Source organism: Streptomyces sp. NPDC057702 (genome assembly GCF_042799315.1).
Lineage (GTDB): Bacteria > Actinomycetota > Actinomycetes > Streptomycetales > Streptomycetaceae > Streptomyces.
On record NZ_JBHVJC010000005.1, the window covers coordinates 16,645 to 39,713 of the forward strand.

Sequence of the window (23,069 nt, forward strand, 5' to 3'; positions counted from 1 at the left end):
GCGCCCGACGCCGCTGCTACCCGGGACGAGGCCACCCAATCCCCCGGCCGATGGCGCCCCCGCCTACGGAAGGGGGCGCCGGGGGCGCGGGTCCGGGCCGACAGGCCCCTTCCCGGCGACCCGAGCCCCACCCCTGGGCACCACACACCCACACACCCGGCACCGGCGAGCCACCCCGGCCGGCACGGGCCGGCCCCCGCCCGCCCGCGGCACCTCCGGCCACCCGACGAAGGCCACCGGGCGGCCGGACGCGCGGACAGGAGGGTGGCTCGCGCCGGCCGGACGGGAGGCTAGCGGCCCTCGTCCGCCGGGGCGGCCCGCCCCGCCCCGAAGAAGGCGACCAGCTCCCGGACCACCGATTCGGGCCGCTCCTCCGGTACGTAGTGGCCGCTGCCCGCCACCTCGACCACCCGGATGTCGGTGCCCTTGTCCGGGCCCATCTGCTCGCGCAGCGCGGCGTAGCTGGTCTCACCCGCCAGCGTCAGGATGGGCAGCGTGACCGGCGCGTGGGTGTCCAGGTCGGCGATGTCCTGGCGCATCGTCTGATACCAGCCGTTGCCCGCCCGGATGGCCTCGGGTGTGTCGTAGGCGTGGGCGTAGACGCGTCGGGCGCCCTCCTCCACGGACGCCTGGTCCAGCAGCATGTGTCCGTACAGCCAGTCGATGACCGGCCGGAAGCGGCCGGCGAGCAGCTCCTCGGGGAGCCCGCGTAGCTGGTTGAACGCGAACCACCAGGGGTATCCGCCCCGACCGTGGACCAGGGCCGCCTGCTGCGCGTCCGAGCCGGGCAGCATGCCGATCGACAGCCAGGAGGCGTCGGGCACGCCCAGGTCGATGGTGACCAGGCGGCGCACGGACTCCGGGTGGTTGGCCGCGAGGTGGTAACCCAGCGAGGCCCCGATGTCGTGGCCGGCGACGAACGCCGACTCGTGTCCCAGGTGTCGGATCAGCTCGTGGATGTCCCGCGCCATGGTGCGCTTGTCGTATCCGTCGGCGGGCTTGTCCGAGCCACCCATGCCGCGCAGGTCCACGGCGGTCACCCGGAAGGTACGGGCCAGCTCGGGCAGTACCTTGCGGAACTGCCACCACGTCTGCGGCCAACCACCCAGCAGGATGAGCGGGTCTCCCTCGCCGCCGGTGACGTGGTGCAGTCGGACCCCGTTGACGTCGGCGTAGGCACTGGTGAAGTCACCGTCGAGCGAGGCGGCCAGCTCGGCGTCGGTGGGGACCGGGCAGGGCTCGTGATCGGCCATGGGCTTCTCTCTTCCTTGGGTCTCTACCTGCCACGTACCGACACGGCACGCGACAGCTTTCTTGAATGTTCGGTCAAATAAGCGGGCAGGGGTCTACTCGCCCGAGGCAGGTGGGACGGCAGCCCACGGTCACCTCGCGCCCCCGACGACCACCACGTGCCCGTGCGGCGGGTGTGCCTTGTACGACACGGCCGGACACCGACACAGCCACGCGCGCGGGCGCGGCCACAGGCGTGACGACGCACCACCGGCCGGACGGTTCGACGTGGGGTGGGAGGAGGAACGCCACGAGGACGCGGGAGAGGGTGTCGCCGCGGCGATACGGTCAGGCCACCCCGGGACGTGGGGCGAGGCGAGGGCGCGTGGCGCGGGGGGACTTCAGTCGAGGACGCCCAGCGCCCGCTCCACGGCGTCCTCCAGGAACCGCTCGCGCACCGGGGTCTTGCCCACCACGCGAATGCCCTGGAGCAGGGTCACCAGGAACCTGGCGAGCGACGCCGGGTCCTTGTCGGGGCCCAACTCGCCCTCGGCGCGGGCCCGCACGAGGGCGCCCATGATGGCCGTCTCCAGGGTTTCGAGGCCGGAGGCCACGCGGCGACGCGCGTCCTCGTCGGCGGGCAGCTCGACCGCGGTGTTGGTCATCAGACAGCCCTTGCGGTCCTCGTCCGCCAACGCGCCCTCCGCGTAGAAGCGCACCAGTCCGCGCACCGCGTCGAGCCCGGAGCCGGGCCCCGAGAGGCGGGCGACGAACAGCTCCCTGGCGTCCTCGCCGTAGCGGTCCACCGCCTTCAGGTACAGCTCGCGCTTGCCGCCGAAGGTGCCGTAGATGCTCCCCCGGCCGAGCCCGAGGTGGTCCACCAGATCCTGCACCGAGGTGGCCTCGTACCCCTTGCGCCAGAACAGCTCCATGGCCGCTCGCAACGCGGCGTCCGGGTCGAACTCCTTGGTCCTGCTCATGTCCTCACCCTAGAACATCTTGACCGGTCATTCAAGAAAGCGGAGGGCTCTCCCGTTTGACACCGCCGCGCCGGGCGTACGGTGGCATGCTGGCGCCCGTGAACGCGCGCCCCCGTATCCAGGTCAGCCTCGATCTCGCACTGGGTGTCTTCGTCGCCCCCGACCGGCGGGGCGCGCCCTTCACCCTCGTCACCGACGGGACCTCCTCGCTGGGGCACGTCGTGGAGTCCCTGGGTGTGCCGCTCACCGAGGTCGGCGCGTTGCTGGTCGCCGGGCGCCCGGTGAGCGCCGCGCACGTGCCCGGCGAGGGCCAGGTGGTGGAGGTACGCCCCGTGCGCCGGCCCCAACGGGTTCCGGGGGCTCCGCTGCGCTTCCTACTCGACGTCCATCTGGGCACCCTCGCGCGGCGGATGCGGCTGCTCGGCGTGGACACGGCGTACGAGAACGAGGACATCGGCGACCCGGCGCTGGCCACCCGGTCGGCGGCCGAGCGCCGCGTGCTGCTCTCGCGCGACCGGGGCCTGTTGCGCCGGCGTGAGCTATGGGCCGGCGCGTACGTCTACAGCGACCGGCCCGAGGAGCAACTACGGGACGTGCTGGGCCGGTTCGCGCCGCGGCTCGCGCCGTGGACCCGCTGTAGCGCGTGCAACGGAGTGCTCGCGGCGGCGGACAAGGACTCCGTGGGGCAGTACCTGGAGGCCGGGACGCGCGGCACCTACGACGTCTTCGCGCGGTGCCTGTCCTGCCACCGGGTGTACTGGCGCGGCGCGCACCACGCGCGGCTGGAGGCCATCGTGGCGGCGGCGCTGCGCGAGTTCGCCCCGCTGACCGAGCACGGCGCGCCCTGACCCGCTGCCCCACGGTCCGGCCGGAGCCACCCGGGCCCGGTCCGCCCGGCGCCGCCGCTCAGTGGTCGGCGCCGAGCCGGCCGGCGAGCCGGTCGTGGAGGGCGGCACTGTGCTGGTTGAGGCCGACGAGGGTGACCCGCTTGCCGAGCTGGCGGTACCGGGCCTCGACGGCGTCCAGCGCGGCCACCGACGAGGCGTCCCAGATGTGGGCCCGGGAGAGGTCGATGACCACGTCGTCGGGGTCGTCGGCGTACCGGAAGCGGTAGACGAGGTCGTTGGCGGAGGCGAAGAACAGCGCGCCGGTGACCGCGTAGACGACCTGGCCGCCGTCCGGGTCCTGGACGGCGGTGACCTGGGCGAGGTGGGCCACCCGGCGAGCGAAGATCACCATGGCGGTCAGGGAGCCGACGATGACGCCGACGGCCAGGTTGTGGGTGGCCACGACACAGCCGACGGTGACGACCATGACGGTGGTCTCTCCGACGGGCATCCGCCGCAGTGTCGCAGGTCGGACCGAGTGCCAGTCGAAGGTGGCCGCCGAGACCAGGACCATCACGGCCACCAGGGCGGCCATCGGGATGTCGGAGACCACGGGGCCGAAGACGACGCACAACACCATCAGGAAGGCCCCGGCCAGAAACGTGGACAGCCGGGTGCGGGCGCCCGAGGACCGCACGTTGATCATGGTTTGGCCGATCATGGCGCAGCCGCCCATGCCACCGAAGAAGCCGGTGACGATATTGGCCACACCCTGACCGACGGACTCGCGGGTCTTGCTGGAGCGGGTGTCGGTGATGTCGTCCACCAGCTTGGCGGTCATCAGCGACTCCATGAGCCCCACCAGCGCGAAGGCGACGGCGTACGGGGCGATGGTGGTCAGGGTGGCCAGCGTGAGGGGTACGTCGGGCAGGCCGGGGGTGGGCAGCGCGGACGGCAGCTCGCCCTTGTCCCCCACGGTCGGGACGGCGAGTCCGGCGGCCACCGTGATCGCCGTCAGGATGACGATGGAGACCAGCGGCGCCGGCACGGCCCGGGTGAGCCGGGGCAGGAACACCATCAGCGCCAGCCCGCCGGCGAACAGCGGGTAGACCGGCCAGGGCACGTCGTACAGCTCCGGTAGCTGGGCCACGAAGACCAGGATGGCCAGGGCGTTCACGAAGCCGACCATCACGCTGCGCGGGACGAACCGCAGCAGCTTGGCCACCCCCAGGGCGCCGAGCAGGATCTGTACGAGGCCGCCGAGGATGACCGTGGCGAGGAGGTAGCCGAAGCCGTGTTCGCGGTTGAGCGGGGCGATCACCAGGGCTATCGCCCCGGTGGCGGCGGAGATCATCGCCGTGCGCCCGCCGACGACGGAGATCACCACGGCCATCGTGAAGGACGCGAACAGGCCGACGCTGGGATCGACGCCGGCGATGACCGAGAACGAGATGGCCTCGGGGATCAGCGCCAGGGCCACCACCAGGCCACCCAGCACCTCGGTGCGGAAGACCGTGCCGGAGGCGAGCCAGTCGGGCCGGCCCACGCCACGGGACAGGCGGGCGCGCAGCGCGGCGGCCGGGGACAGCGGTTGGGACATGCGACCGTTTCTGTTCGGGCGCCCGCGCCCGTGCGCCGGGGCGTGCGCGTCGGCTGGGGCCCGCTCCCACGGGCCGCGCCGCCCGCCCCGGCCCTGGCCGGAGGTCTCGGCGTACGCGGCGCGCGGCGTGGTCGGCGGCGACCGCGAGTCCGGGTCGACCGTGCCACGGGCGCTTTCGCCCGGACGCCGTCGGCTGCCGACCGGCCGGCCGAGGCGGTGTCGCGCGCCGCTGAACTCTACCGTGACGTCGAACACCTGTCGGTCATCGGCCGGGTGCCGCCCCGGGGGCCCCGCCGGGCCCCGGGGCGCCGCTCACGGGGGCGCCGGCCTGAGCGCCGTGACCTGGCCGTCCGACCAGCCGAAGACGTGGCCCCCGCCGGTGGTCATGAGCACCGGCGAGAAGTCGGTGATCTCGAACAGGGGGGCGCCGGTCGGACGGAGGGTGCGCGGGTCGAGCCGGCGCGGCCGCCAGGGGATCGCGCCGCCGTCGCCGGGAGCGACCCCGTAGGTGACGGCGTCCGGCAGGCTGCCGTACCCGTCGGCCGCGTAGAGGGGGGACCGCCGCGTGTCGTCGCCGGTCCACCGCTCGCGCACCTCGCCGGTGTCGCGGTCCACCAGGCCGTGCCCGCCCTCCGTGGTGCGGGCCAGCAGGCCGTGCTCGACCCGGTCGGCCCGGGTGGGCCCGATGAACGTCTCGATGTCCGCTACCCCGTACACGCGCCGCCAGCGCATCCGTCCGGCCGCGGTGTCCACGGCGACCAGGTCCTGCTCCCCGTGGCCGAGGCGGCCACGGGTCCGCAGCACGATCACCGTGCCGTCGAGGCCGAGCACGGCCCCCCGCGGGTGGCGGAGCGCGCACGCCTGGCCGGGTACGGGAAGGGTGTAGTCACCCAGCGGTACGGTCTTCCCCGTCGTGATTCGCGCACCGGTCCGGTCGAGTGCGGTCACCCCGAGGTCAGCGCCACCGCGCTGGGCGTTCCGATCCGTGGTCAGCGGCGCGGCCCGCGCCCCCGCCCGAGCGGTCAGCCGCACGAAGTCGCACCGCCAGGCGGACGCGCGGGCCAACTGACACAGCCAGCCGGTCGTCAGGTCCAGCGCGGCGGCGGCGCGGTAGCCGAACGACCCGTCCGCGTCCACCGGTTCACCGCTCATCAGCAGGTGGCCCGGCGCGCGCGTCGGCGTCGCGCCCGTGTCCGGGCGGGCCGGGACGAGGGACCAGCCCGTCCGGATGGGGGGCAGCGCGTGCACCGCGGCGGTCTTCCCGGTGGTCAGGTGGAAGCGGACGGCGGCGGCTCCGGTGAGCGGGCCGATGGCGTCGTGTTCGCTGTCGACGACGATGTGGCGGCCCAGGTCTCGGTTGGCGGAGACGGACCAGTGTGCCCGGCCGGTGTCGAGGTCCACGACGCTCAGCCGGGTCCCGTGGGTCACGAAGGATCGCGGGTCCCGTCGCGTGGGCGTGCACAGCACGGTCAGCCCCTCGCCGGACAACGGCACGACCCGATGCGCCCGCGCGTCCAGGCCCGGTCGAATCCGGTCGGCGCCGCCCCCCGGTCGGTGGTGTGCGGCCGGCCTCAGCTCGGCCGGGACGCCGGCCGGCCCTTCCGTCCAGTCGAAGGCGCTGTCGACGGCCCGCCGGGTCAGTTGGTCCACTCTCACCTGCCCCGCCGCCACGAGCACCGGGCTCACCGCCGTCGCGGCGAGGGCTCCGGGGACGACGTACCCCGCCCGTCGCCGACGGCGGGAGCGGCTCGCGGCGGAGCGCTCGCTCAGGCGTGGCGCGGGCGGCATGCCGCGCGCGGACAGCTTCGGCGGCCTGGCCCGCCACCAGAGGACACCGGCCAGGAGCGCGGCCGCCAACACCAGCCCCCCGGCCGCCACGTCGCCGGCCACCGGCAGCCCGGCCCCCAGCAGTCGGTCGTTCAACTCCCCCGGCCGGGGGCGGGCCGGACCACGAACAGCACACGGCCCCCCGTGCCGGCGAGGACGACGGCGGCCAGGCCGTACGCCCCCCGCCGGCCACACAGCGGCAGCGCGCAGCCGACCAGCGCTGCCACCAGGAGCGGCCCGGGCAAACTGCCCCGCCTCGACAACACGCCCGCCAGCACCGCGAGCGTGGCGAACGCCCCGCCGCACAGCCACGCGAGCCGATCCGCTGACCGACCCGCTGACCGATCCTCACCGCTCGTCATGCCGGCGAACCTGCGAACGCCCCCCGGACCCCACCCGCTGCCCGCGTGCCCGGGCGGTTCGCGTACGCGGGGGGGCGCGCGGCCCTGGGGAGTCGCCGTCCGGGTGGGTACGGCGAGGTCGTCCGCCAGTCGTCGGGGGCGGCGGGCGCGGGCTGGGCTCCACCGCCACCGGCCGGCCCGGCGCCCGCGCGCCCACCGGCCGGGGCCGACCGTCCGGGGCGCGGCCCGGGTGGCTAGGCCGGGCGGGCCGGGTGGGTGAGCAGGGCGTGCGTGAGCTGCTCGGCGTACGCGGCGGTCAACGGGCCCGGTCGGAACAGGATGCGGTACATCATCGGGGCCACGAGGTGGTCGAGGACGGTATCCAGCGCGGGCGCCGCCTCGCCGCGCTCGCGCGCGCGGGCCAGGATCAGCTCGATCTGGGTGGCGGCGTAGGCCGAGCACTGCCCCGCGTTGCCGCCGTCCGGGTCGCCGAGCAGCGCGTCCCGGATGTACGCGCGCCCCGACGGCGAGCCCATCTCCTCCAGGAACTGCTGGGCCCAGGCGGTCAGGTCGGCGGACAGGCCGCCCCGGTCGAGCGGGGGTTCCTCGGGGCGCAGCCGTTCCACCGCCACGTCGGAGAGGAGTTCCTGGAGGTCGCCCCAGCGGCGGTAGACGGTCGACGGGGTGACGCCGGCGCGGGCCGCGATCGCCGGGACGCTCAGCGCGGCCCGGCCGCGCTCGGCTTCCAGCGCGCGCACGGCCTCGTGCACGGCAGCCTGGACACGGGCGCTGCGTCCGCCGGGCCGCGCCATGGGCTTGGGGCTCATGGCCTCACCTTAACGCCACATCGTTGCGTCTAGCCGGGTCGCCGACCGACCGCACGCGCCCCACACGCCCCGGGCGCGGCCCCAGGGCGCCGGGGCCACACCGGCCGCACACGAAGCCCGCGTCCCCGCGCCGCGTGGTCGCGTCGCACCCCACGCCGCGCCCGTGCGCCGCGCCCTCGCGCCCACCGCTCCCGTCAACGCGCCCCGGGTCAGCACACCAGCGTGGCCGGTGCCGCGCGGAGCCCGTACGCCGCCTCGTAGGCGTGGCCCACGCGCAGCACGGTGGCCTCGGCCAGCGGGGCGCCCATGAGCTGCATCCCGATGGGCAGGCCCGCGCTGTCCCGGCCGACGGGCAGCGTCAGCGACGGCATGCCGGTGAGGTTGGCCGGGGCGCTGAGCCGGACGTACGCGTCGGCGACGCTCTCGACGGTGCCGTCGGGCCAGTGGACGGCGTGCTGGCCCACCGGCACCGCGGTCATCGGCACGGTGGGCGCGGCGACCACGTCCACCTCCTCGTACACCTGGGACCAGGCCCGGCGCAGCAGGGTGCGGGCGCGCTGGGCGCGCAGGTAGTCGCCGGCCGAGAGCAGCTCCCCGGCCTCCAACAGCACGCGCACGTCGGGGCCGTAGGCGTCGGGGGCCTCACGCAGGGTCCGCTCGTGGTAGGCGGTGGCCTCCGGGACCAGCAGGCCCCAGTGGGCGGCGTGCACGTACCGCGCCATCGGGGTCGTCACCTCGACCAGTCGGGCGCCGAGGTCACGCAGCCGGTCGATGGCGGCGCGCACCGCCGCCTCCACCTCGGGGTCCACCCGCTCGAAGAAGTACGTACCGGGCACGCCGACGCGCAGGCCCCGCAGCCCGTCGCCGTCCTCGACGTACGACGTGTCACCGACGGACCCGAGCGCGAGGCTGGCCGGGTCCCCGGGGTCGGGCCCGGCCAGCGCGGCGAGCAGGTGGGCCGCGTCGCGCACGGTGCGGGTGATCGGGCCGACGTGGTCCAACGACCAGGACAGGGAGGTCACCCCGGAACGCGGCACCAGGCCGTAGGTCGGCTTGAGCCCGACCAGACCGTTGAGGGCGGCGGGCACCCGGATCGAGCCGCCGGTGTCGGTGCCCAGCGCGAAGGTGGCCGCGCCCGTGGCGACCGCGACCGCCGAGCCACCACTGGACCCGCCGGCGACCCGTCCCTGGTCAACGGCGTTGCGTGACTGGGGAGTCGTCAGCCCGTAGGCGAACTCGTGGGTGTGCGTCTTGCCGACCAGGACCGCGCCGGCCGCCAGCAGTCGGGCCGCGACGGCGCTGTGCTCGCCGGCCAGATGGTCGCGGCGGGCCCGGGAGCTGGCCGTGGTGGGCAGCCCGGCGACGTCGATCAGGTCCTTGAGGCCGCCGGGAATGCCGTGCAGCGGGCCACGGTGGTGGCCGGCCGCGCGCTGGGCGTCGGCGCGGGCGGCTGCCGCGCGGGCGGCCTCGCCGGTGACGGTGACGTAGGCCCCGACGTGCGGGTCCACGGCGTCGACCCGCTCCAGTACGGAGTCGGTGAGTTCGACGGCGGACAGCTCACGGCGCTCCAGGGCTTCGGCGGCCTCGGTCAGGGACAGCTCAAAGGGTCGCATCAGGCGCCTCCGGCCGAGCGCTGTAGACGGCGGCGGGGTGGGTCTCGCCGAAGTCCAGTTCGCGCAGGGTCGCGACGACGGCGTGGATGTGCTGGGCGGTGGCGGCCACGGCGGCGTGCCGCTCCTCGTCCAGTGGCAGGCCGGCGCGGTGCGCCCAGTGGGCGGCCTCGCGCGGCGTGAGGTCCGGGGTGCTCATGGGAGCCCTTCGTCTGGGTGTGCCGTGGGGTCGGCGGCGCGGACGGCGCCACCTCCATCGCAAAAGCGGAACATTTGCGTTAGTGGCAGCGTAGGGACTAGCGTCCACTAACGCAAACAGTTCGCTTTTACGTTCGTCGCACCGCCTCACGACAGGGACTCCCCCGATGCCCGACACCGCTCACCCGGTCGCCCCCACCCCCACCTGGCTCGTCGGTGACCTGCGCGTTCACCGCATCGACGAGGTGGCACTGCCGCCCGAGACGGGCCCGTGGCTGCTGCCGTCGGCCACCGCGCACGTCGTCGACCAGGCGCCATGGCTGCGGCCCGACTTCGCCGACGCCACCGGCGTGCCGCGCCTGGCCAGCCACAGCTTCGCCGTCCGGGTGGGCGGCCTACGGGTGGTGGTGGACACCGGCATCGGCAACGGCAAGTCGCGCGCCAACCCCGCCTGGGACCACCTCGACAGCGCCTACCTCGCCCGCCTGACGGCGGCCGGCTTCCCACCCGAGACCGTCGACCTGGTGATCCTCACCCATCTGCACACCGACCACGTCGGCTGGAACACCCGCGTGCGGGACGGCGCGTGGCGGCCCACCTTCCCGCACGCCCGGTATGTGACAGCCCGCGCCGAGTGGGACCACTGGGCGGGGGTGGACATGGACGAGGCCAGGCGAGAGATGTTCCGCGACTCGGTCCACCCCGTCGCGGACGCCGGGCTGCTGGACCTCGTCGACGTCCCCGCCACGGGAGCGCGGGTGGCCCCCGGCGTACGGCTGCTCCCCACTCCCGGCCACACCCCGGGCCACCTCGCCGTGGAACTGCGGGCCGGTGCCGAGCGGGCGCTGATCACCGGCGACTGCGTGCACCACCCCGTGCAGCTCCTGGACCCGGAGATCGCGAGCTGCGTGGACACCGACGTCGAGCAGGCCAGGGCCACCCGCCGAAGGCTGCTCACCACGCTCGCCGACACCGACACCCTGCTCCTTGGCACCCACTTCCCGGACCCCACCGGCGGCCTGGTGCGGACCGCCGGCGACGGCTTCCGCCTGCTCCCCGTACGCCCCACGCCCCGGCCCGCGTAACCCCACCCGCGCCCCGCCCCCGACCCGCGCGCGGGGCCCGCGACCTCGGGCCGTCCAGCCGCGAGAGCGCAGGGCCGTCGAGGGGAGCCAGGCGGTCGGCCGCCGCGCGCCCCCCGTGCGCGCCCCTGTGCCTCGTCTCACCCGCCAGACACCGGGGCGTCCACCCCGTGGACGCGAGGTCCCCCGTGCGGGTCACCCTCCGCCGTCCGCCAACCGGACGCCCGGGGTCAACGGGTACGTAACGCACCCGCCCCGGGCACGGATCGCGCCCGTCCCACGGGCAGGAGCGTTTCACCACCCCGCGCACCGCCCGCGCGCGCTTGACCACGAGCCCGTACGCAGTACCTTCGGTGCGCACAACCGGCCGTGGCCGGCTCTGACTTGAGGGGAAGCACAGTGCGCGAGGGTGATCTTGTCGGCGGACGGTACCTGCTCAAGGACGGACCGATCACCGGCGGCAGATCCGAGGTGTGGCTGGCGCACGACACCGTGTTGGGCCAGGACGTGGCGCTCAAGCGGGCCCGGATCGACGACCACAGCGCCCGCGCCTTCGTCCGGCTGCGGGACGAGGCACGGGCGTTGGCCAAGTTCCGCCCGCACCGCAACGTGGTCACCCTCTACGACGCCGTCCAGATCGGCCAGCCGCCGGCGGTCGAGTACTGGTTGGTCATGGAGTACGCGGCGGGCGGCAGCCTGGCCGGCCGGGACCCGATCTGCCCCCGTGAGGCGGCCTTCATCGGCGCCCAGATCGCCGGCGCGCTCACCGCCCTGCACGCGTCGGGCATCGTGCACTGTGACGTCAAGCCGGGAAACATCCTGCTCAGCGGCAACGGCACGGCCAAGCTGACCGACCTCGACGCCGCCCACCGCATCCCCGGCTTCGTGACCCGCACCCCCAACCGGGGCATCTCCTACACGCCGGACTACGCCGCGCCCGAGGTGGTCCAGGGCATGCCGGTGCCGGAGTCCGACGTGTTCTCGCTCGGCGCCACCCTCTACGCGTTGCTGGTCGGCCGCCCCCCGCTCGGCGACGGATCCCGTTCGGTCGGCGCGGGACCGCGCCCGACCGGTGCCGACGACGCCTCACGCTCCGACGCGGGGGCGGCACCTGTCGGGCCGGGCGACACGACGCGGGTCGACGAGGAGCCCGCCGGGGCGACCCGGCCGTGGCCGCGGTGTCAGGGCGACCTGGCGCGACGGGACGACACGCTCGGCCCGCTGCGCGAGACGCTGGACGCGATGCTGGCGACGCGGCCCCAGGAGCGCCCCACGGCGGCCGAAGCGTGCCGCCGTCTGGAGCGGGTCGTGGCGATCGCCGACCAGCCCGACCCCGAGCCCGCCCCGGAACCGGGCTCCACGCCGGCATCGCGGCGGCCACCCGGCTCGGAGCCGGTGTACGAAGCGGCCTCCGAGGGCGGGACGGACGTCGGCTCCGAGGCGGAGCCAGCGGCCGCGGCGGCGGCCGGGACGCGCTCAGGGGGCGGGTCGGGGCCGGGAGCCGGGTCGGGGACCGGGTCGGGGACCGGGTCGGGGTCCGGGCGGGAGGTGGAGCGGGGCTCGGGGCCGGGGCCCGGAGGGCAGGGGGCGGGGCCGGACGGCGAGGACTCGTGGCGGGACCGCTGGCGCTCGGCCGGGCGGCTCCGCTGGCTGGTGCCGCTGGCCACCGTGGCCGCCGCCGTGCTGCTCGTCGCCCTCACCGTGCCCCTCCCCTTCGGCGACGACGACCGCGACGCCAACGGCGCGGGCCGGCGCGAACCGAGCCGGCCGGCCCCCGCCCAGCCGGACCAGCCGCCGGCCCGCGACGCCGACCCCTGCGCCCTCGTACGCCCCCAGGTCCTCGCCCGCTACGGCGACGCCCGTCTCGACCCGGCCTACGGCAACTTCGACCGCTGCGATGTCATCGTCACCGACGGCGCGGACAGCACCGTGGACGTCAAGGTGGACTTCAGCAACGACCCGCCCTCCGACATCGCCCCGCCCGCCCGCTCCGTGGGCCCGGTCGGCGTCGCGGAGCTGCCGCCCGAGAGCGACCAGTGCACGCGCTCGCTGCTGCCCGGCGGGCGGAGCCGGTTCAGCGTCTACGTCACCGCCCACCAGACCGACGACGGTCCGGCGCCACTGTGCGAGATGGCCGACACCGCCGCCACCTACGCGGCCCGCCAGCTCGCCGACGGCACCCCGCCCCCGCGCACGGTCCAGCCGGCGGCCGAGTCGCTGGCCCAACTCGACGCGTGCACCCTGCTCGACGCCCAGGCGCTGTCGGTGGTGCCCGGCATCGACGCGAGCGACCCGGACGTCGGATACGGCAACTGGGAGTGCGACTGGCGCAGCACCACCAGCGACATCGTCACCGACGTACGCTTCGACCGGGGCCAGACCTCCCCCACCCCGCACAGCCGACGCACCCGGCTCAGCGGACGCGAGGCCGTCATCGAACCGGAGGGTGACGGCTCGGACTCCTGCCGCGTACGCGTACGCCACCGCGAGTTCACCGACAGCAACGGCCGCCGGGCCGTGGAGGAGGTGCACCTCGTCGTCGACGGGCCACAGCCCGTGCCCAAGCTGTGCGCCATGGCCACCCGGCTGGCCACCTCGGCCGCCGCCGAACTCCCCGCACCGCGCGCCTAGTCACCGCACGGCGGCGCGCGCCCGGGTGGCCCCCGTGAGCGCGCGCTGACCGGCGCGATTACCGTATGGCCATGACCGATTCCGAGGATGTGCGACGCATCGCGCTCTCCCTGCCGGAGACAGTGGAGAAGATCGCCTGGGGCATGCCCACCTTCCGGGTGGCCGGCAAGATGTTCGTCACCGTCCCCGACGACGAGTCGTCGTTCGCGGTGCGCTGCCCCATGGTCGAGCGCCAGGAGCTGATCGCGGCCGAGCCTGCCAAGTTCTGGGTGCCACCACACGAGGCGAGCTCGCACTGGGTACGGGTCCGCATCGCGGCCCTCGACGACGAGCGGGAACTGCGTGACATCGTCGTCGACTCCTGGCGGCAGGCGGCCCCACCGCGACTCCTGGAGAGCTTCACCGCCCCGGCCTGACCCGCCTCCCCGAGGCCGTCACCCGTCGCGCGCCCGACCAGCCGTGCCCCGGCCGGTGCGGTCTAGCCCAGGGTGTGCAGCAGCGCTCGGCAGGCGTCCGCGCAGCGGCGGCACGCCTGGGCGCAGATGCGGCAGTGCTCGTGCGCGTCCGCGTGCCGCTCGCACTCCTGCGCGCAGGAGACGCAGACGACGACGCACGCCTGGAGCTGGGCGCGGGTGACGTTGATGTCGTAGCCGGTGTGGCGGGAGAGCACCGAGGCGGTGGCCGCGCAGATGTCGGCGCAGTCCATGTCGGTACGGATGCACCGCGTCAGGTCGCCGACCGCGCCCTCGGCCAGACAGGCGTCGGCGCAGGCCGTACACGCCTGCGCGCACGTGGCGCACTCCTCGATACACCGCTCCAGGGCCGCCCGGTCCACACCGCCCAGGTCGGCCGGGTAGGTGTGCAGCATGTCCTTGACCACCGTCGTCATGACGGCCTCCTCGTCGGTCGGGGCCGGCCGGACCGACCCGCCCGGCAGGGTGTCTCGCTCCCCGGGTTTCACCACGGGGCCACCGCAAACGCCCCGCGCCCGCCGCGCCGACGGTGCGCGCGCAGCCGATCTACCCTTATCTACCGGTATGGGAGAAATCGGAGCACAATGGAACCGGCTGCACGCCGCATGACGCGGCCAGACTGGTTCGAACCGAAGGAGGCGGGACTCATGGCCAACGTCTCGCACCACCCGGGCGACCTGGCGGATCACCCGGACGTATCGGAGATGCGCGACCGCTACGCCCGCGTGCTGGGGCGCCCGGGCGTGGTGGCGGTGGACGGACTGCTCCTGCTCGCCGGACTGTACGTGGCGATCTCCCCATGGACGGTCCACTTCGCCGCGGCGGAGCCCGAACTCGCCCGTAACAACCTGATCATGGGCATAGCGGTGGCCGTCATCGGCCTGGCGCTGACGGTGGCACCGGAGCGGATGGGTGGCCTCAGCGGCGCCTGCGCGGCGATCGGCGTCTGGCTGATCGTCTCGCCCTGGGTGGTCACCCGCCACCCCGACACCGGAATGATGTGGAACAACATCGTCGCGGGCGGCGTCATCTGCCTGTTCGGCCTCGTCGCCGCGGCCATGGTGACCCGGGCGAGCAAACACACCTAGGACCACTGCCCACCACCTCACCGAGGTGGCCACCGCGCCGGCGCACACACCCGCCGGCGCGGTCGCGCGCCCGACACCGGCGAACCACGATCCGGGAGCGACGCGCGGCCGGCCACGGGGCGCGACGCGCGAGATCGTACGGCGAGACGGCGCGCTGGCGCGCGGCGGAGGGCAGGTCGCCGCCTCCCGCGCTGGCCCACGCGCCGGACTCCCCCCGCGCGATCGCCGGCCCCGCCGGTCTCGACCGCCTCCACCGCACCGCCGCGCCCCACCCGGACGCTCCACCAGGCTGACACCGCCGGCGGGCCGCCCCGTCGGCGCGGGGTCAGCGCTCGGCGGTCGCGGCGTACGGTCGGTGCCTGGCCAGCCAGCCCTCGGCGTAGGCGACGGCGTCCGGCAGGGCGAACAGTCGCGCGTCCGCGGCGCCCACCGTGCCGCGCGCCACCGGGTGTTCCCGCTCGAAGGCCGCGCCCAGCTCGTCGAAACGGTCGTCGTCGACCTCCACGTCGCGCACGGTGATCCAGCGGCGGCCGGCGGGGGTCATGGCGGCGAACGAGTTGTCCCCCCGGGGCCCGGGAATCCGGTACTCGGCCAGGTGGAAGGCGGAACACGAGTCGTACCCCACGCCCAGCAGCAGCACCCGCGCCCCGGCCGCCTCCAGGTGGGCCAGCGGGCTGCGTTCGCCCATCCGGCAGTCCGGCGCGTGGTCGGCCACGATCGCCTGGGCACGCGGGCCGACGGCGGCGAAGGAGGTCTGCGGGTGGGCGCTGCGCGCCGCGCCGGGCCAGGTGCGGACGGTCTCCGGCACCACTCCCACGTGGAAGCTGCGCGTGGTGGCCGGGTCGTAGGCCGGGGTCTCGGCGCGGATGACCGGCCACCACTCCCTGGGCACGGGCGGGTTGACCCAGCCGGCCGGGTCCGAGTTCTCGGCGGTGTGCGTGGGCACCACCAGGGTGCCGCGCGGCCCGAGCACGTCGAGGAGGGCCGCGACGACGGCTGACGCGCCGCCGCAGACCCAGCCGAGCGCGCTGAGCGAGGAGTGCACCAGGACGCTCTCACCGGGCCGTAGCCCCAGCGTGCGCAGCTCGGTGGCGACGGAGTCGCGTGTGTTCAGTGGGCCGGTCGCGGGCGCTGGGGACATGGTGGGGAAGTGTGTAACACCCGGCCGGGCGCCGCCACCCCATTTCGCGCGCCGCGCGCGCCACCGTCGGCCGCTCCACCGGCGACCCGTCCCACGCCCCGTCAACTCCACACGCTGGCGATACCCTTGGACACGAGCGTGTTCTTGTTCAACTCAGCGCCGTGAAAGGGAATTCCGTGAGCAGTCTCAACAAAGGGCTCAAGAAAGTCGAGGTGGCCCTCAAGTGGGACCCGAGTCCCGCGGGCGAGCCGATCAATGACCTCGATATCATCGCCGCGACCTATTCCACCGAGGCGCCGTACGGGAAACCCGTCTATCTCGTGCACTTCGGCAGCCGTTCGCCGGACGGCACCATCATCCTGAACCGGGACAGTCAGACCGGCCAGGGCTTTGGCATGGACGAGGTCATGACCCTGGAGCTCGACCGGCTCGCGGAGTCCTACGAGCGGGTCGTGGTGGGTGTGGTCATCCAGCAGGGCGGCGGCCACAAGGCGTTCGGCGCTGTGCCGAACACCGCCGTGCGGATACAGGAGCGCTACACCAAGCTCGTCGAGTACGACTTCTCCGGTGTCTCGGCGGCCACGGCGGCCACCATCGCCGAGTTCACCCGGGACGAGGCGGGAGAATGGACTCTGCGGGAGGTCATCCGTGGATTCGACACCGACCCCGCGGGATTCGCGGAGCTGATGGGCCAGCGCCCCGTATAAAGGCGACGTCCGGCGATCCCGACGCCTCGTTCGCCCACCCTTGTCCTCACTGTCCCTTGCGGGCCGCGTAATGTCGCGCGGCCCGCACTCTGTTTCCGCACCTGGTGGTGCACCAGCGGCGCGCGGCGTGCGAGCGCAGGAACCAGCGCGCGCAGCCGCGCGCCCCGCACTCGGCGAGCAGCGCGGCCTCCGGGCCGGTCAGCAACTCGGTGCCGTCGTCGGCGAGCAGGGAGAGCGCCGCGCCGGCCGGGTTGCCCGTGTCGGGTTCGTCCGCGCGGCGCGGGCCCTCGGCGCCCCAGGTCAGGCGGGGGGTGGGCGGGGCGGTGGCGAGCGCGGCGTTGAGCGCCCGCAGGCTGGCGGCCGGGGGCGTGGCGTGGGTCTCGTGGGCGGCGAACAGGTCCCGGAGCGCCTCGCGCAGCGTGCGCAGCGTGCCGAGTTGGCGGCCGGTCAGGGTGACCGGGTCCGCGAGGAGCCCGTGGCGGACCAGCCAGAGATGGGCGGCCTCCGTGTCCTCCAGCAGGTCCACCGGGCCGTGGCTGATCTCGAAGCGCGTGTTCACCAGAGCGAGCGAGGCGAAGCGCTCCTCGCCGGGCACCGGCGGCTGGCGAAGGTAGTACGGCGCGTCGTGGTCCATCACCTCATGTTAACGCTTGCACTTCTCCGTGAGGAGGTCTAGCGTCCCTCACGTTAAACAACATCAGAAAGCGTGAGACTTCCTGGAGGTGCCCTCGTGGCCATCGATGTCGACAAGCTCCGTGGCGACTTTCCGATCCTCGAACGGACGATGGACAGCGGTGCGCGGCTCGTCTATCTGGACTCGGGCGCCACGACCCACAAACCCCTGTCCGTCCTGGACGCCGAGCGCGACTTCTACCTGACCCGCAACGCCGCCGTGCACCGGGGCGCGCACCAGCTCGCCGGCGAGGCGACGGAGGCGTACGAGGCGGCGCGGCACACCGTCGCGCGCTTCGTCGGCGCGGCCGACGACGAGATCGTCTTCACCAAGAACGCGACCGAGGGCATCAACCTCGTCGCCTACGGGCTCGGCCAGGCCCCGCTGGACGGGTCGGGCCCGGCCTGGGTGGGGCCCGGCGACAGGATCGTGGTCACCGAGATGGAGCACCACGCCAACCTCGTGCCCTGGCAGCAGCTCGCGGCCCGCACCGGGGCCCGGCTCGACTGGTTCCGGCTGACCGACGAGGGCCGGCTGAACCTGGACGACCTGGACCGGCTGATCGACGCGGACACCAAGGTGGTGGCCCTCAGCCACCAGTCCAACGTGCTGGGCACCATCAACCCGGTGCGCCTGATCGCCGACCGGGCGCACGCGGTCGGTGCCCACGTCGTGGTCGACGCCGCCCAGTCGGTGCCGCACCGGGCGGTGGACGTGATGGAACTGGGCGCCGACTTCCTCGCCTTCTCCGGTCACAAGATGCTGGGGCCCAGCGGTGTGGGTGTGCTGTGGGGCCGCAGTGAGCTGCTGGCGGCGCTGCCGCCGTTCCTCACCGGCGGCTCGATGATCGAGATCGTGGAGATGGACCACGCGACGTTCCTGCCGCCACCGCAGCGGTTCGAGGCCGGCGTGCCGATGGCGGCCCAGGCGGTGGGGCTCGCAGCGGCCGTCGACTACCTGCGGGCGCTGGGCATGGACGAGGTGGCCGCCCACGAGGACGCGCTGACCGCCCGGGCGATCGAGCGCCTGGGCGAGATCCCGGGCGTGCGCGTCATCGGCCCCCGGGACCTGACCGACCGGGGAGCGGCCGTCTCGTTCACGGTGGCGGACATCCATCCGCACGACGTCGGCCAGGTGCTGGACGAGCGCGGCATCGCCGTACGCGTCGGGCACCACTGCGCGCGCCCCATCGTCCGTCGCTACGGCGTTCCGGCCACCACCCGGGCCACGTTCTACGTCTACAACACGCTGGAGGAGGTCGACGCGCTGGCCGACGGCGTCCGCGCCGCCCAGGCGTTCTTCGGGGCGTAGCGAGCCGTCAGGCCGGGGGCGGGGCATTCGAAAGGTTGGCCGAATCCGTGTCGCCGACACGGGCCGATGTGCTCGCTCCCCGCCGTGGCATTGGTCATTCTGGTGCGGTCAAATACCGTGCCCCACAGTGACTTTGATGGGGCGTCACGAACGGTGGTTGGTCGTGAAGTCGCCGGCGCGGCTCAAGTTGGGTGAGTTACGTCAGATCAACGTGCGGGTCTCCACACACCCCGGGCTCTCGGTGCGTTCGCTGTTCTCGGACGTGCTCGGCGGCCCGCCGCAGGGTGTGCCACCACGTCTCCGCCAGACGATCCGGGCCGCGCTGCCACCCGGTGCCGCGCGGCTGCTCAGGTCGCTGTTCGCCTCCTCCCCCGCCCCCATGCCCTCCCAGCTGACCACGGCGTTGGACCCGTTCGCCGAGGGTGGTGTGGAGGCGCAGCTGGAGCGCATCCGCGACCTGTCCTCCGATGCCGTACAGCACCAGGTGGTGCGGCACTTCGCGGGCCAGCCGCCCGCCGTCTGGGACCGGCTCTTCCAGCACCCCCGGGTGTTCTCGGCCGCGTCGGCCAGCGTCCAGGAGGCCATCTGGCGCACCTACGAGCCGATGTGGCGGCGGGCGGCGGGCGTGCGGGCCCGGGAGGTCGAGCGGGTGGGCACCGCGCTGGTCACCAACCAGCTCGACCTGGTCCTCTCCGACCTGGGCCCGGGGTGCCAGCTCGTGGACTCCACCCTGCACTTCGCCGACCCGACGCGGGTGCACGGCGGCCCCCCGGCGCGTGTCCCGCAGGCGGCGGGCAGTGGCCTGCTGGTGCTGGCGCCGCTGTTCTCCGGGACCCAGGCGTTGGCGGGTTGCTCCGCCGGGGGCGACAGCCTGTGGGTGGGCTATCCGCCCGCGGGCCTGGCACAGGCGCTGGAGAGCGCCAGCGGGCCCGAGGCGGACTCGGACGCGCTGGTGCTGGTGCTCGGAGAGCAGCGGGCGGCGATCCTGCGACACGGCCGGCGCGGCGCCACCATGACCGAACTCGCCAACCACCTGGGGTGTTCGCCGGCGACCGCGACCTACCACTGTGCCCAGCTGGAGCGCGCCGGGCTCGTACAGCGGGTACGTCAGGGGCGTACGGTGCGGCTGCGCCTGGCCGCCCGGGGCGCCGCCCTGCTGGACCTGCTGCGGTGATCCCGGCCGGCCGCCGCCCCGGGTGCTCGCCCGCCCCGCGCCCGCGCCTAGCGGGAGGTGCCCGCGGCTCCCGAGGGCACGGCGTCGCGCGGTACGTAGGCCACCCAGACCGGGCCACGGGCGAAGGCCAGGCGCTTGCCGTCGGGCGTGCTGAACTCCGTGCCCCGGGTGGCGGACGGCCGCTCCCAGCGGGCCTGGTGCGCCCTGCCGTCGCGCAGCACCAGGGCCGGCCCCGACCCCGTGGTGTCGGTGAAGGGCGAGGCGCTGCCCAGCCGGTCGTGGAAGCGGGAGTCGCGGATGGTGACGCCCTGGACGACCACAGTCGCCGGCCCGCGCCCCTGGGCGTCGGCCACCGGCACCGACTGCCCGTCCATCGCCACCCGGTAGCGCTCGCGCCCGCCCGCCCAGGTGAAGGAGACGGCCGCCGCCGGGTAGCGGACGGTGTACGCGGGGGTGTCACGCCCGCCGGAGGGCGCGGCGCCGAAGCGGAAGCCGATGTCCGCCGCGTCCTCGGCGTCGGAGGCGGCGGCCAGGGCGCGTTCGGGCCGCAGGTAGAGGTTGTGCGGGGCGGCCCGGTCGCGGCTGCGCGTGTACGCGTCGGCGACCTGCTCGGGCGGTACCGGGTGCAGCGGGGCGTCCTTGACCAGCGGCAGCAGTTTTGACTGGGCGCCCGAATAGGCGAAGGCGGGCTCACCGAACTGGCGCAGCAGCTCCAGGTCCGTCTCGCGGGCGCTGCGCACCGGGCCGACGCTGGGCGGCAGATGGGAGGAGTAGACGGCCATCAGCCGGGAGAGGCCGGCCTCCACGCGCTCCACGTAGACGATGTCGGCCGCGCCGAGGCCGCTCTGGGGCCGCGCCGGGCCGACGTTGTCGATCTTCACGGCGAGCACGGGGGCGTCGCGCGCCGCGAGGCCGGTGAACGGGGAGGTGCCGTCCTCGGGCGCGTCGCTGTCGTCACACCCGACGGCGGACAGGGCGAACACGGTGGTCAGTACGGCGAGCCATGCCGCCGCCCGGCGTTTCCCGTTGTCCACCGCAGCCCTCTTCGTTCGTGGGTCCCGCTCCAGGAGACATCATCGGCGCCGGCGCCGCCAGTGGGGCTCACCCGTCGTTGGGGGAGCGCCCCGCCGGCGCGTCCGGGCGGGGTCTGGTGCGCGGGTAGGCCGGGATCACGCTGGCGATGGCCGCGCCCAGCGCCGCCCGCCCCGCGCTGGGCGCCGTGCGACCCGTGGCCGGTGGACTCTGGGGGCCGCGCGGCGCGCGGGTCGCGGCGCGGGCCTCGCGGAGCGAGCCGTGCACCACGAAGGCGTGGTCCAGCCTGGTCAGCCGCAACATCTTGAGGGTGACCGGTCGGGTCGCCACCACACGCAGCCGGCGCCCGTCGACCATCAGCAGCTCGTGCAGGGCGCACAGCATGCTCAGCCCGCTGCAGTCGATGAAGGTCACCGGTCGCAGGTCGATGACGACCTCGTGGCTCGCGCCGGCGGCCAGCCGGCGCAGCCGGGGTGCGAGGCACTCGGCCGCCGCTATGTCGATCTCTCCGTGTAGCTCGACGACGGTGTTCGCGTCGTCGTACCAGCATCTCGCTTGATACTCGGAGTGCCACTGGCGCATGAGATGCCCTCATCGCTGTCGGTGCGTCCTCGGTTAGACGGTGAACCGTCGGTACGTGCCGAGATTCTGCTCCTCGACACGCGGCATACGTGCGGTGGGGGACGGTAGTCGCCAGGGGCGGGGCGACACCGGTCTTCACACTATTGCCGCTGTCACGTGCGACTACACCGACACTTACCAGCCAACTCCGAATCTGCCGTGGAACGGCCAGCTTTGGCCACCGGCGCCGCGAACGCGACTCTCTGACAGCGCTTGCGCCGCCTGCCTCGAAGATCACCCACGAGCCCCGGGCCGGCGTCGGGGAACGGCCGACTCCGTCGCCGTGACCGCAGCGGGGCCGGTGAGCGCGGCGCGCCGACCGCATGACCCGTCTCGCGCTCGGGCACACCGCGTGGCCGCCCGGTCCCGGCACGTACCGCGTACGGCGCGTGCGCGAAGGGCCGACAGAAAGCGCCGCCATCGCGGCGCGCGGCCAAGCATTCGCCGGTCATCTGGCCGGTTCCGGCCTGTACTCGATGGCGGGCGCTCGGCGGGGGGCGCGAACGGTGCGACGCGTCGCGCGGGCCGGCCGGTGCGGCGGCGGGCGGGCCCGGGGGCGCGGGGCGGGCGTGGGCGCGGTCGGAGGCGGGCCGGGGCGGCCCGGCCCCGGGCCGAGGGCGCGGGCCCGCGATCCCGGCGCTGGCCACGGGCCCGACAGGCGGGCGAACGGCTCGATCGGGACTACCGCGCGGGCCCAACACCCCTCGCGCGACAGGCCGGTAGGTGACGCGGGCGTTCGACGGCGGCCGAGGAGCGGTCACCTGAAGCCCACAGGATGGCCGAAAGCTTTCCCCCGGCGTACGCCTCTTCTTCGCGGCGGCGCCCCGTCTCCCCGAAAGCCTCCTGACACACCGGCGTACGGCCGCGAAATTCGCTGTTCCCCCAACGGCCGGCGACGTAGTTTCCGACACATGAACAACGCAGCCAGTACGGCACCCCCACGCCTGACCCGTCTCACCTTTCACGGCCCGCTCTCGGAGGCGCGGGCCGCGCGCATGATCGACCGCGTCGCCCGGACCAACCCCACCAGCGTGCTCGACATCGGCTGCGGTTGGGGGGAGTTCCTGCTGCGTACGCTGGCGGCGGCACCGAACGCCACCGGCGTGGGCGTCGACCTCAGCGAGGAGGATGTCGCCCGTGGTCGGGCCGCCGCCACGGATCGCGGGCTCGGCGAGCGGGTCGCCTTCCACGCGGAGTCGGGCGTCGCGACCACGCGCGGCCCCGCCGACGTGGTGATCTGTCTCGGCGCGAGCCACGCCCTGAGCGAGGTCGAGCCCCCCGGGCACACGGCCGCCGCGCTCACGGCGTTGCGCGGCCTGGTCAACCCGGGCGGGCGGGTACTCCTCGGCGAGGGCTTCTGGCAGCGCACCCCCTCCCCCGCCGAGCTGGCCGGCATGTGGCCGCAGGCCAGCGCGGAGGAACACCCCAGCCTGGCGGGGCTCGTCGATCTCGCGATCGCCGCCGGGTTCCGCCCGGAGTGGATCGAGTCGGCGGGCCACGACGAGTGGGAGGAGTTCGAGTCGGGCTACCGGGCCGACGTGGAGGAGTGGCTGGCCCAACACCCGACCCACCCCGAGGCGGAGCCGGCCCGCGCGCGGGTGGACCAGCAGCGCTCGCGCTGGCTGCGCGGCTATCGCGATGTCCTGGGCATCGCCTACCTCACGCTGATCCCGGTGGCGTGAGACAGGACCCCGCC

The 23,069-nt window shown here is 74.5% G+C and carries 22 protein-coding genes; 9 read left to right on the forward strand and 13 right to left on the reverse strand.

The genetic code is table 11. From position 1 onward, the window contains the following. Positions 1-290: 290 nt before the first annotated feature. Complete coding sequence (locus tag ACFVFR_RS04715) at positions 291-1,253, reverse strand: alpha/beta fold hydrolase (RefSeq protein WP_383698108.1); 963 nt, start codon at positions 1,251-1,253, stop codon at positions 291-293. Between the two features lie 378 nt (positions 1,254-1,631). Then, on the reverse strand, positions 1,632-2,210 hold the full coding sequence (locus tag ACFVFR_RS04720) for a TetR/AcrR family transcriptional regulator (protein ID WP_383698109.1): 579 nt from the start codon (positions 2,208-2,210) through the stop codon (positions 1,632-1,634). Positions 2,211-2,308: 98 nt separating this feature from the next. On the opposite strand from ACFVFR_RS04720, the gene ACFVFR_RS04725 reads away from it, so the two are divergent. Next, positions 2,309-3,058 (forward strand): Mut7-C RNAse domain-containing protein, encoded by a 750-nt coding sequence (locus ACFVFR_RS04725; protein ID WP_383698111.1) that lies wholly within the window; start codon positions 2,309-2,311, stop codon positions 3,056-3,058. A gap of 58 nt (positions 3,059-3,116) precedes the next feature. Here the strand turns inward: ACFVFR_RS04725 and ACFVFR_RS04730 are convergent, their stop codons facing one another. From ACFVFR_RS04730 to ACFVFR_RS04755, 6 genes are all read right to left on the reverse strand, one after another. After that, positions 3,117-4,637 carry a SulP family inorganic anion transporter gene (locus tag ACFVFR_RS04730; RefSeq protein ID WP_383698113.1) on the reverse strand — a complete coding sequence of 507 codons (1,521 nt, stop codon included), beginning with the start codon at positions 4,635-4,637 and terminating at the stop codon, positions 3,117-3,119. A 312-nt stretch (positions 4,638-4,949) separates the two neighbouring features. Further along, on the reverse strand, positions 4,950-6,560 hold the full coding sequence (locus tag ACFVFR_RS04735) for a hypothetical protein (protein WP_383698115.1): 1,611 nt from the start codon (positions 6,558-6,560) through the stop codon (positions 4,950-4,952). Then, complete coding sequence (locus tag ACFVFR_RS04740; protein ID WP_383698117.1) at positions 6,557-6,826, reverse strand: hypothetical protein; 270 nt, start codon at positions 6,824-6,826, stop codon at positions 6,557-6,559. The genes ACFVFR_RS04735 and ACFVFR_RS04740 overlap by 4 nt, the downstream gene beginning before the upstream one ends. Positions 6,827-7,059: 233 nt before the next feature. Then, positions 7,060-7,617, reverse strand: coding sequence for a TetR/AcrR family transcriptional regulator (locus ACFVFR_RS04745; RefSeq protein WP_383698401.1), 558 nt, complete (start codon positions 7,615-7,617; stop codon positions 7,060-7,062). A gap of 224 nt (positions 7,618-7,841) precedes the next feature. After that, a complete protein-coding gene (locus ACFVFR_RS04750) occupies positions 7,842-9,245 on the reverse strand; it encodes an amidase (RefSeq protein WP_383698118.1) in 1,404 nt (467 codons plus the stop codon). Beyond that, positions 9,232-9,441, reverse strand: a complete 210-nt coding sequence (locus tag ACFVFR_RS04755; RefSeq protein WP_383698120.1) for a hypothetical protein — start codon at positions 9,439-9,441, stop codon at positions 9,232-9,234. The genes ACFVFR_RS04750 and ACFVFR_RS04755 overlap by 14 nt, the downstream gene beginning before the upstream one ends. 166 nt (positions 9,442-9,607) lie before the next feature. On the opposite strand from ACFVFR_RS04755, the gene ACFVFR_RS04760 reads away from it, so the two are divergent. The 3 genes from ACFVFR_RS04760 to ACFVFR_RS04770 all read left to right on the forward strand — a co-directional run bounded on the left by ACFVFR_RS04760 (position 9,608) and on the right by ACFVFR_RS04770 (position 13,569). Then, the gene (locus ACFVFR_RS04760; protein WP_383698122.1) at positions 9,608-10,525 is read left to right on the forward strand and encodes an MBL fold metallo-hydrolase; all 918 of its coding nucleotides are present in this window, start codon (positions 9,608-9,610) and stop codon (positions 10,523-10,525) included. A gap of 396 nt (positions 10,526-10,921) precedes the next feature. Continuing rightward, positions 10,922-13,153 carry a protein kinase gene (locus tag ACFVFR_RS04765; protein ID WP_383698124.1) on the forward strand — a complete coding sequence of 744 codons (2,232 nt, stop codon included), beginning with the start codon at positions 10,922-10,924 and terminating at the stop codon, positions 13,151-13,153. Positions 13,154-13,224: 71 nt separating this feature from the next. Further along, positions 13,225-13,569 carry an MmcQ/YjbR family DNA-binding protein gene (locus tag ACFVFR_RS04770; protein WP_383698126.1) on the forward strand — a complete coding sequence of 115 codons (345 nt, stop codon included), beginning with the start codon at positions 13,225-13,227 and terminating at the stop codon, positions 13,567-13,569. Positions 13,570-13,631: 62 nt separating this feature from the next. Here ACFVFR_RS04770 and ACFVFR_RS04775 read toward each other — a convergent pair whose 3' ends face one another. Next, positions 13,632-14,042 carry a four-helix bundle copper-binding protein gene (locus ACFVFR_RS04775; protein ID WP_383698128.1) on the reverse strand — a complete coding sequence of 137 codons (411 nt, stop codon included), beginning with the start codon at positions 14,040-14,042 and terminating at the stop codon, positions 13,632-13,634. 231 nt (positions 14,043-14,273) lie between these two features. On the opposite strand from ACFVFR_RS04775, the gene ACFVFR_RS04780 reads away from it, so the two are divergent. After that, the gene (locus ACFVFR_RS04780; RefSeq protein WP_383698130.1) at positions 14,274-14,714 is read left to right on the forward strand and encodes an SPW repeat protein; all 441 of its coding nucleotides are present in this window, start codon (positions 14,274-14,276) and stop codon (positions 14,712-14,714) included. Positions 14,715-15,039: 325 nt separating this feature from the next. Here the strand turns inward: ACFVFR_RS04780 and ACFVFR_RS04785 are convergent, their stop codons facing one another. Beyond that, positions 15,040-15,855, reverse strand: coding sequence for an aminoglycoside N(3)-acetyltransferase (locus ACFVFR_RS04785; RefSeq protein WP_383698131.1), 816 nt, complete (start codon positions 15,853-15,855; stop codon positions 15,040-15,042). A 176-nt stretch (positions 15,856-16,031) separates the two neighbouring features. On the opposite strand from ACFVFR_RS04785, the gene ACFVFR_RS04790 reads away from it, so the two are divergent. Then, a complete protein-coding gene (locus ACFVFR_RS04790; RefSeq protein ID WP_383698133.1) occupies positions 16,032-16,562 on the forward strand; it encodes a TerD family protein in 531 nt (176 codons plus the stop codon). A 46-nt stretch (positions 16,563-16,608) separates the two neighbouring features. On the opposite strand, the gene ACFVFR_RS04795 is transcribed toward ACFVFR_RS04790, so the two are convergent. Continuing rightward, positions 16,609-17,196, reverse strand: coding sequence for a CGNR zinc finger domain-containing protein (locus ACFVFR_RS04795; protein WP_383698135.1), 588 nt, complete (start codon positions 17,194-17,196; stop codon positions 16,609-16,611). A 96-nt stretch (positions 17,197-17,292) separates the two neighbouring features. On the opposite strand from ACFVFR_RS04795, the gene ACFVFR_RS04800 reads away from it, so the two are divergent. Beyond that, positions 17,293-18,546 carry a cysteine desulfurase gene (locus ACFVFR_RS04800; RefSeq protein WP_383698137.1) on the forward strand — a complete coding sequence of 418 codons (1,254 nt, stop codon included), beginning with the start codon at positions 17,293-17,295 and terminating at the stop codon, positions 18,544-18,546. A gap of 136 nt (positions 18,547-18,682) precedes the next feature. Continuing rightward, positions 18,683-19,720, forward strand: a complete 1,038-nt coding sequence (locus ACFVFR_RS04805; RefSeq protein WP_383698139.1) for an ArsR/SmtB family transcription factor — start codon at positions 18,683-18,685, stop codon at positions 19,718-19,720. Positions 19,721-19,767: 47 nt separating this feature from the next. On the opposite strand, the gene ACFVFR_RS04810 is transcribed toward ACFVFR_RS04805, so the two are convergent. Together ACFVFR_RS04810 and ACFVFR_RS04815 are read right to left on the reverse strand one after the other, a co-directional pair. Then, positions 19,768-20,754 (reverse strand): DUF3048 domain-containing protein, encoded by a 987-nt coding sequence (locus ACFVFR_RS04810; RefSeq protein WP_383698141.1) that lies wholly within the window; start codon positions 20,752-20,754, stop codon positions 19,768-19,770. A gap of 67 nt (positions 20,755-20,821) precedes the next feature. Beyond that, positions 20,822-21,334: an STAS domain-containing protein gene (locus ACFVFR_RS04815; RefSeq protein ID WP_383698143.1), complete on the reverse strand. Its 513-nt coding sequence runs from the start codon at positions 21,332-21,334 to the stop codon at positions 20,822-20,824. A 950-nt stretch (positions 21,335-22,284) separates the two neighbouring features. On the opposite strand from ACFVFR_RS04815, the gene ACFVFR_RS04820 reads away from it, so the two are divergent. Further along, positions 22,285-23,055 carry an SAM-dependent methyltransferase gene (locus ACFVFR_RS04820; protein ID WP_383698145.1) on the forward strand — a complete coding sequence of 257 codons (771 nt, stop codon included), beginning with the start codon at positions 22,285-22,287 and terminating at the stop codon, positions 23,053-23,055. The last annotated feature ends 14 nt before the right edge of the window (positions 23,056-23,069 follow it).

Bases quoted from the DNA above. Each gene is read 5' to 3' on its own strand.
- ACFVFR_RS04820 (WP_383698145.1), top strand. From the start codon at position 22,285: ATGAACAACGCAGCCAGTACGGCACCCCCACGCCTGACCCGTCTCACC.
- ACFVFR_RS04780 (WP_383698130.1), top strand. From the start codon at position 14,274: ATGGCCAACGTCTCGCACCACCCGGGCGACCTGGCGGATCACCCGGAC.
- ACFVFR_RS04745 (WP_383698401.1), bottom strand. From the start codon at position 7,617: ATGGCGCGGCCCGGCGGACGCAGCGCCCGTGTCCAGGCTGCCGTGCAC.
- ACFVFR_RS04730 (WP_383698113.1), bottom strand. From the start codon at position 4,637: ATGTCCCAACCGCTGTCCCCGGCCGCCGCGCTGCGCGCCCGCCTGTCC.
- ACFVFR_RS04805 (WP_383698139.1), top strand. From the start codon at position 18,683: ATGGGGCGTCACGAACGGTGGTTGGTCGTGAAGTCGCCGGCGCGGCTC.
- ACFVFR_RS04775 (WP_383698128.1), bottom strand. From the start codon at position 14,042: ATGACGACGGTGGTCAAGGACATGCTGCACACCTACCCGGCCGACCTG.
- ACFVFR_RS04720 (WP_383698109.1), bottom strand. From the start codon at position 2,210: ATGAGCAGGACCAAGGAGTTCGACCCGGACGCCGCGTTGCGAGCGGCC.
- ACFVFR_RS04785 (WP_383698131.1), bottom strand. From the start codon at position 15,855: ATGTCCCCAGCGCCCGCGACCGGCCCACTGAACACACGCGACTCCGTC.
- ACFVFR_RS04795 (WP_383698135.1), bottom strand. From the start codon at position 17,196: ATGGACCACGACGCGCCGTACTACCTTCGCCAGCCGCCGGTGCCCGGC.
- ACFVFR_RS04755 (WP_383698120.1), bottom strand. From the start codon at position 9,441: ATGAGCACCCCGGACCTCACGCCGCGCGAGGCCGCCCACTGGGCGCAC.
- ACFVFR_RS04815 (WP_383698143.1), bottom strand. From the start codon at position 21,334: ATGCGCCAGTGGCACTCCGAGTATCAAGCGAGATGCTGGTACGACGAC.
- ACFVFR_RS04715 (WP_383698108.1), bottom strand. From the start codon at position 1,253: ATGGCCGATCACGAGCCCTGCCCGGTCCCCACCGACGCCGAGCTGGCC.
- ACFVFR_RS04770 (WP_383698126.1), top strand. From the start codon at position 13,225: ATGACCGATTCCGAGGATGTGCGACGCATCGCGCTCTCCCTGCCGGAG.
- ACFVFR_RS04760 (WP_383698122.1), top strand. From the start codon at position 9,608: ATGCCCGACACCGCTCACCCGGTCGCCCCCACCCCCACCTGGCTCGTC.
- ACFVFR_RS04750 (WP_383698118.1), bottom strand. From the start codon at position 9,245: ATGCGACCCTTTGAGCTGTCCCTGACCGAGGCCGCCGAAGCCCTGGAG.
- ACFVFR_RS04740 (WP_383698117.1), bottom strand. From the start codon at position 6,826: ATGACGAGCGGTGAGGATCGGTCAGCGGGTCGGTCAGCGGATCGGCTC.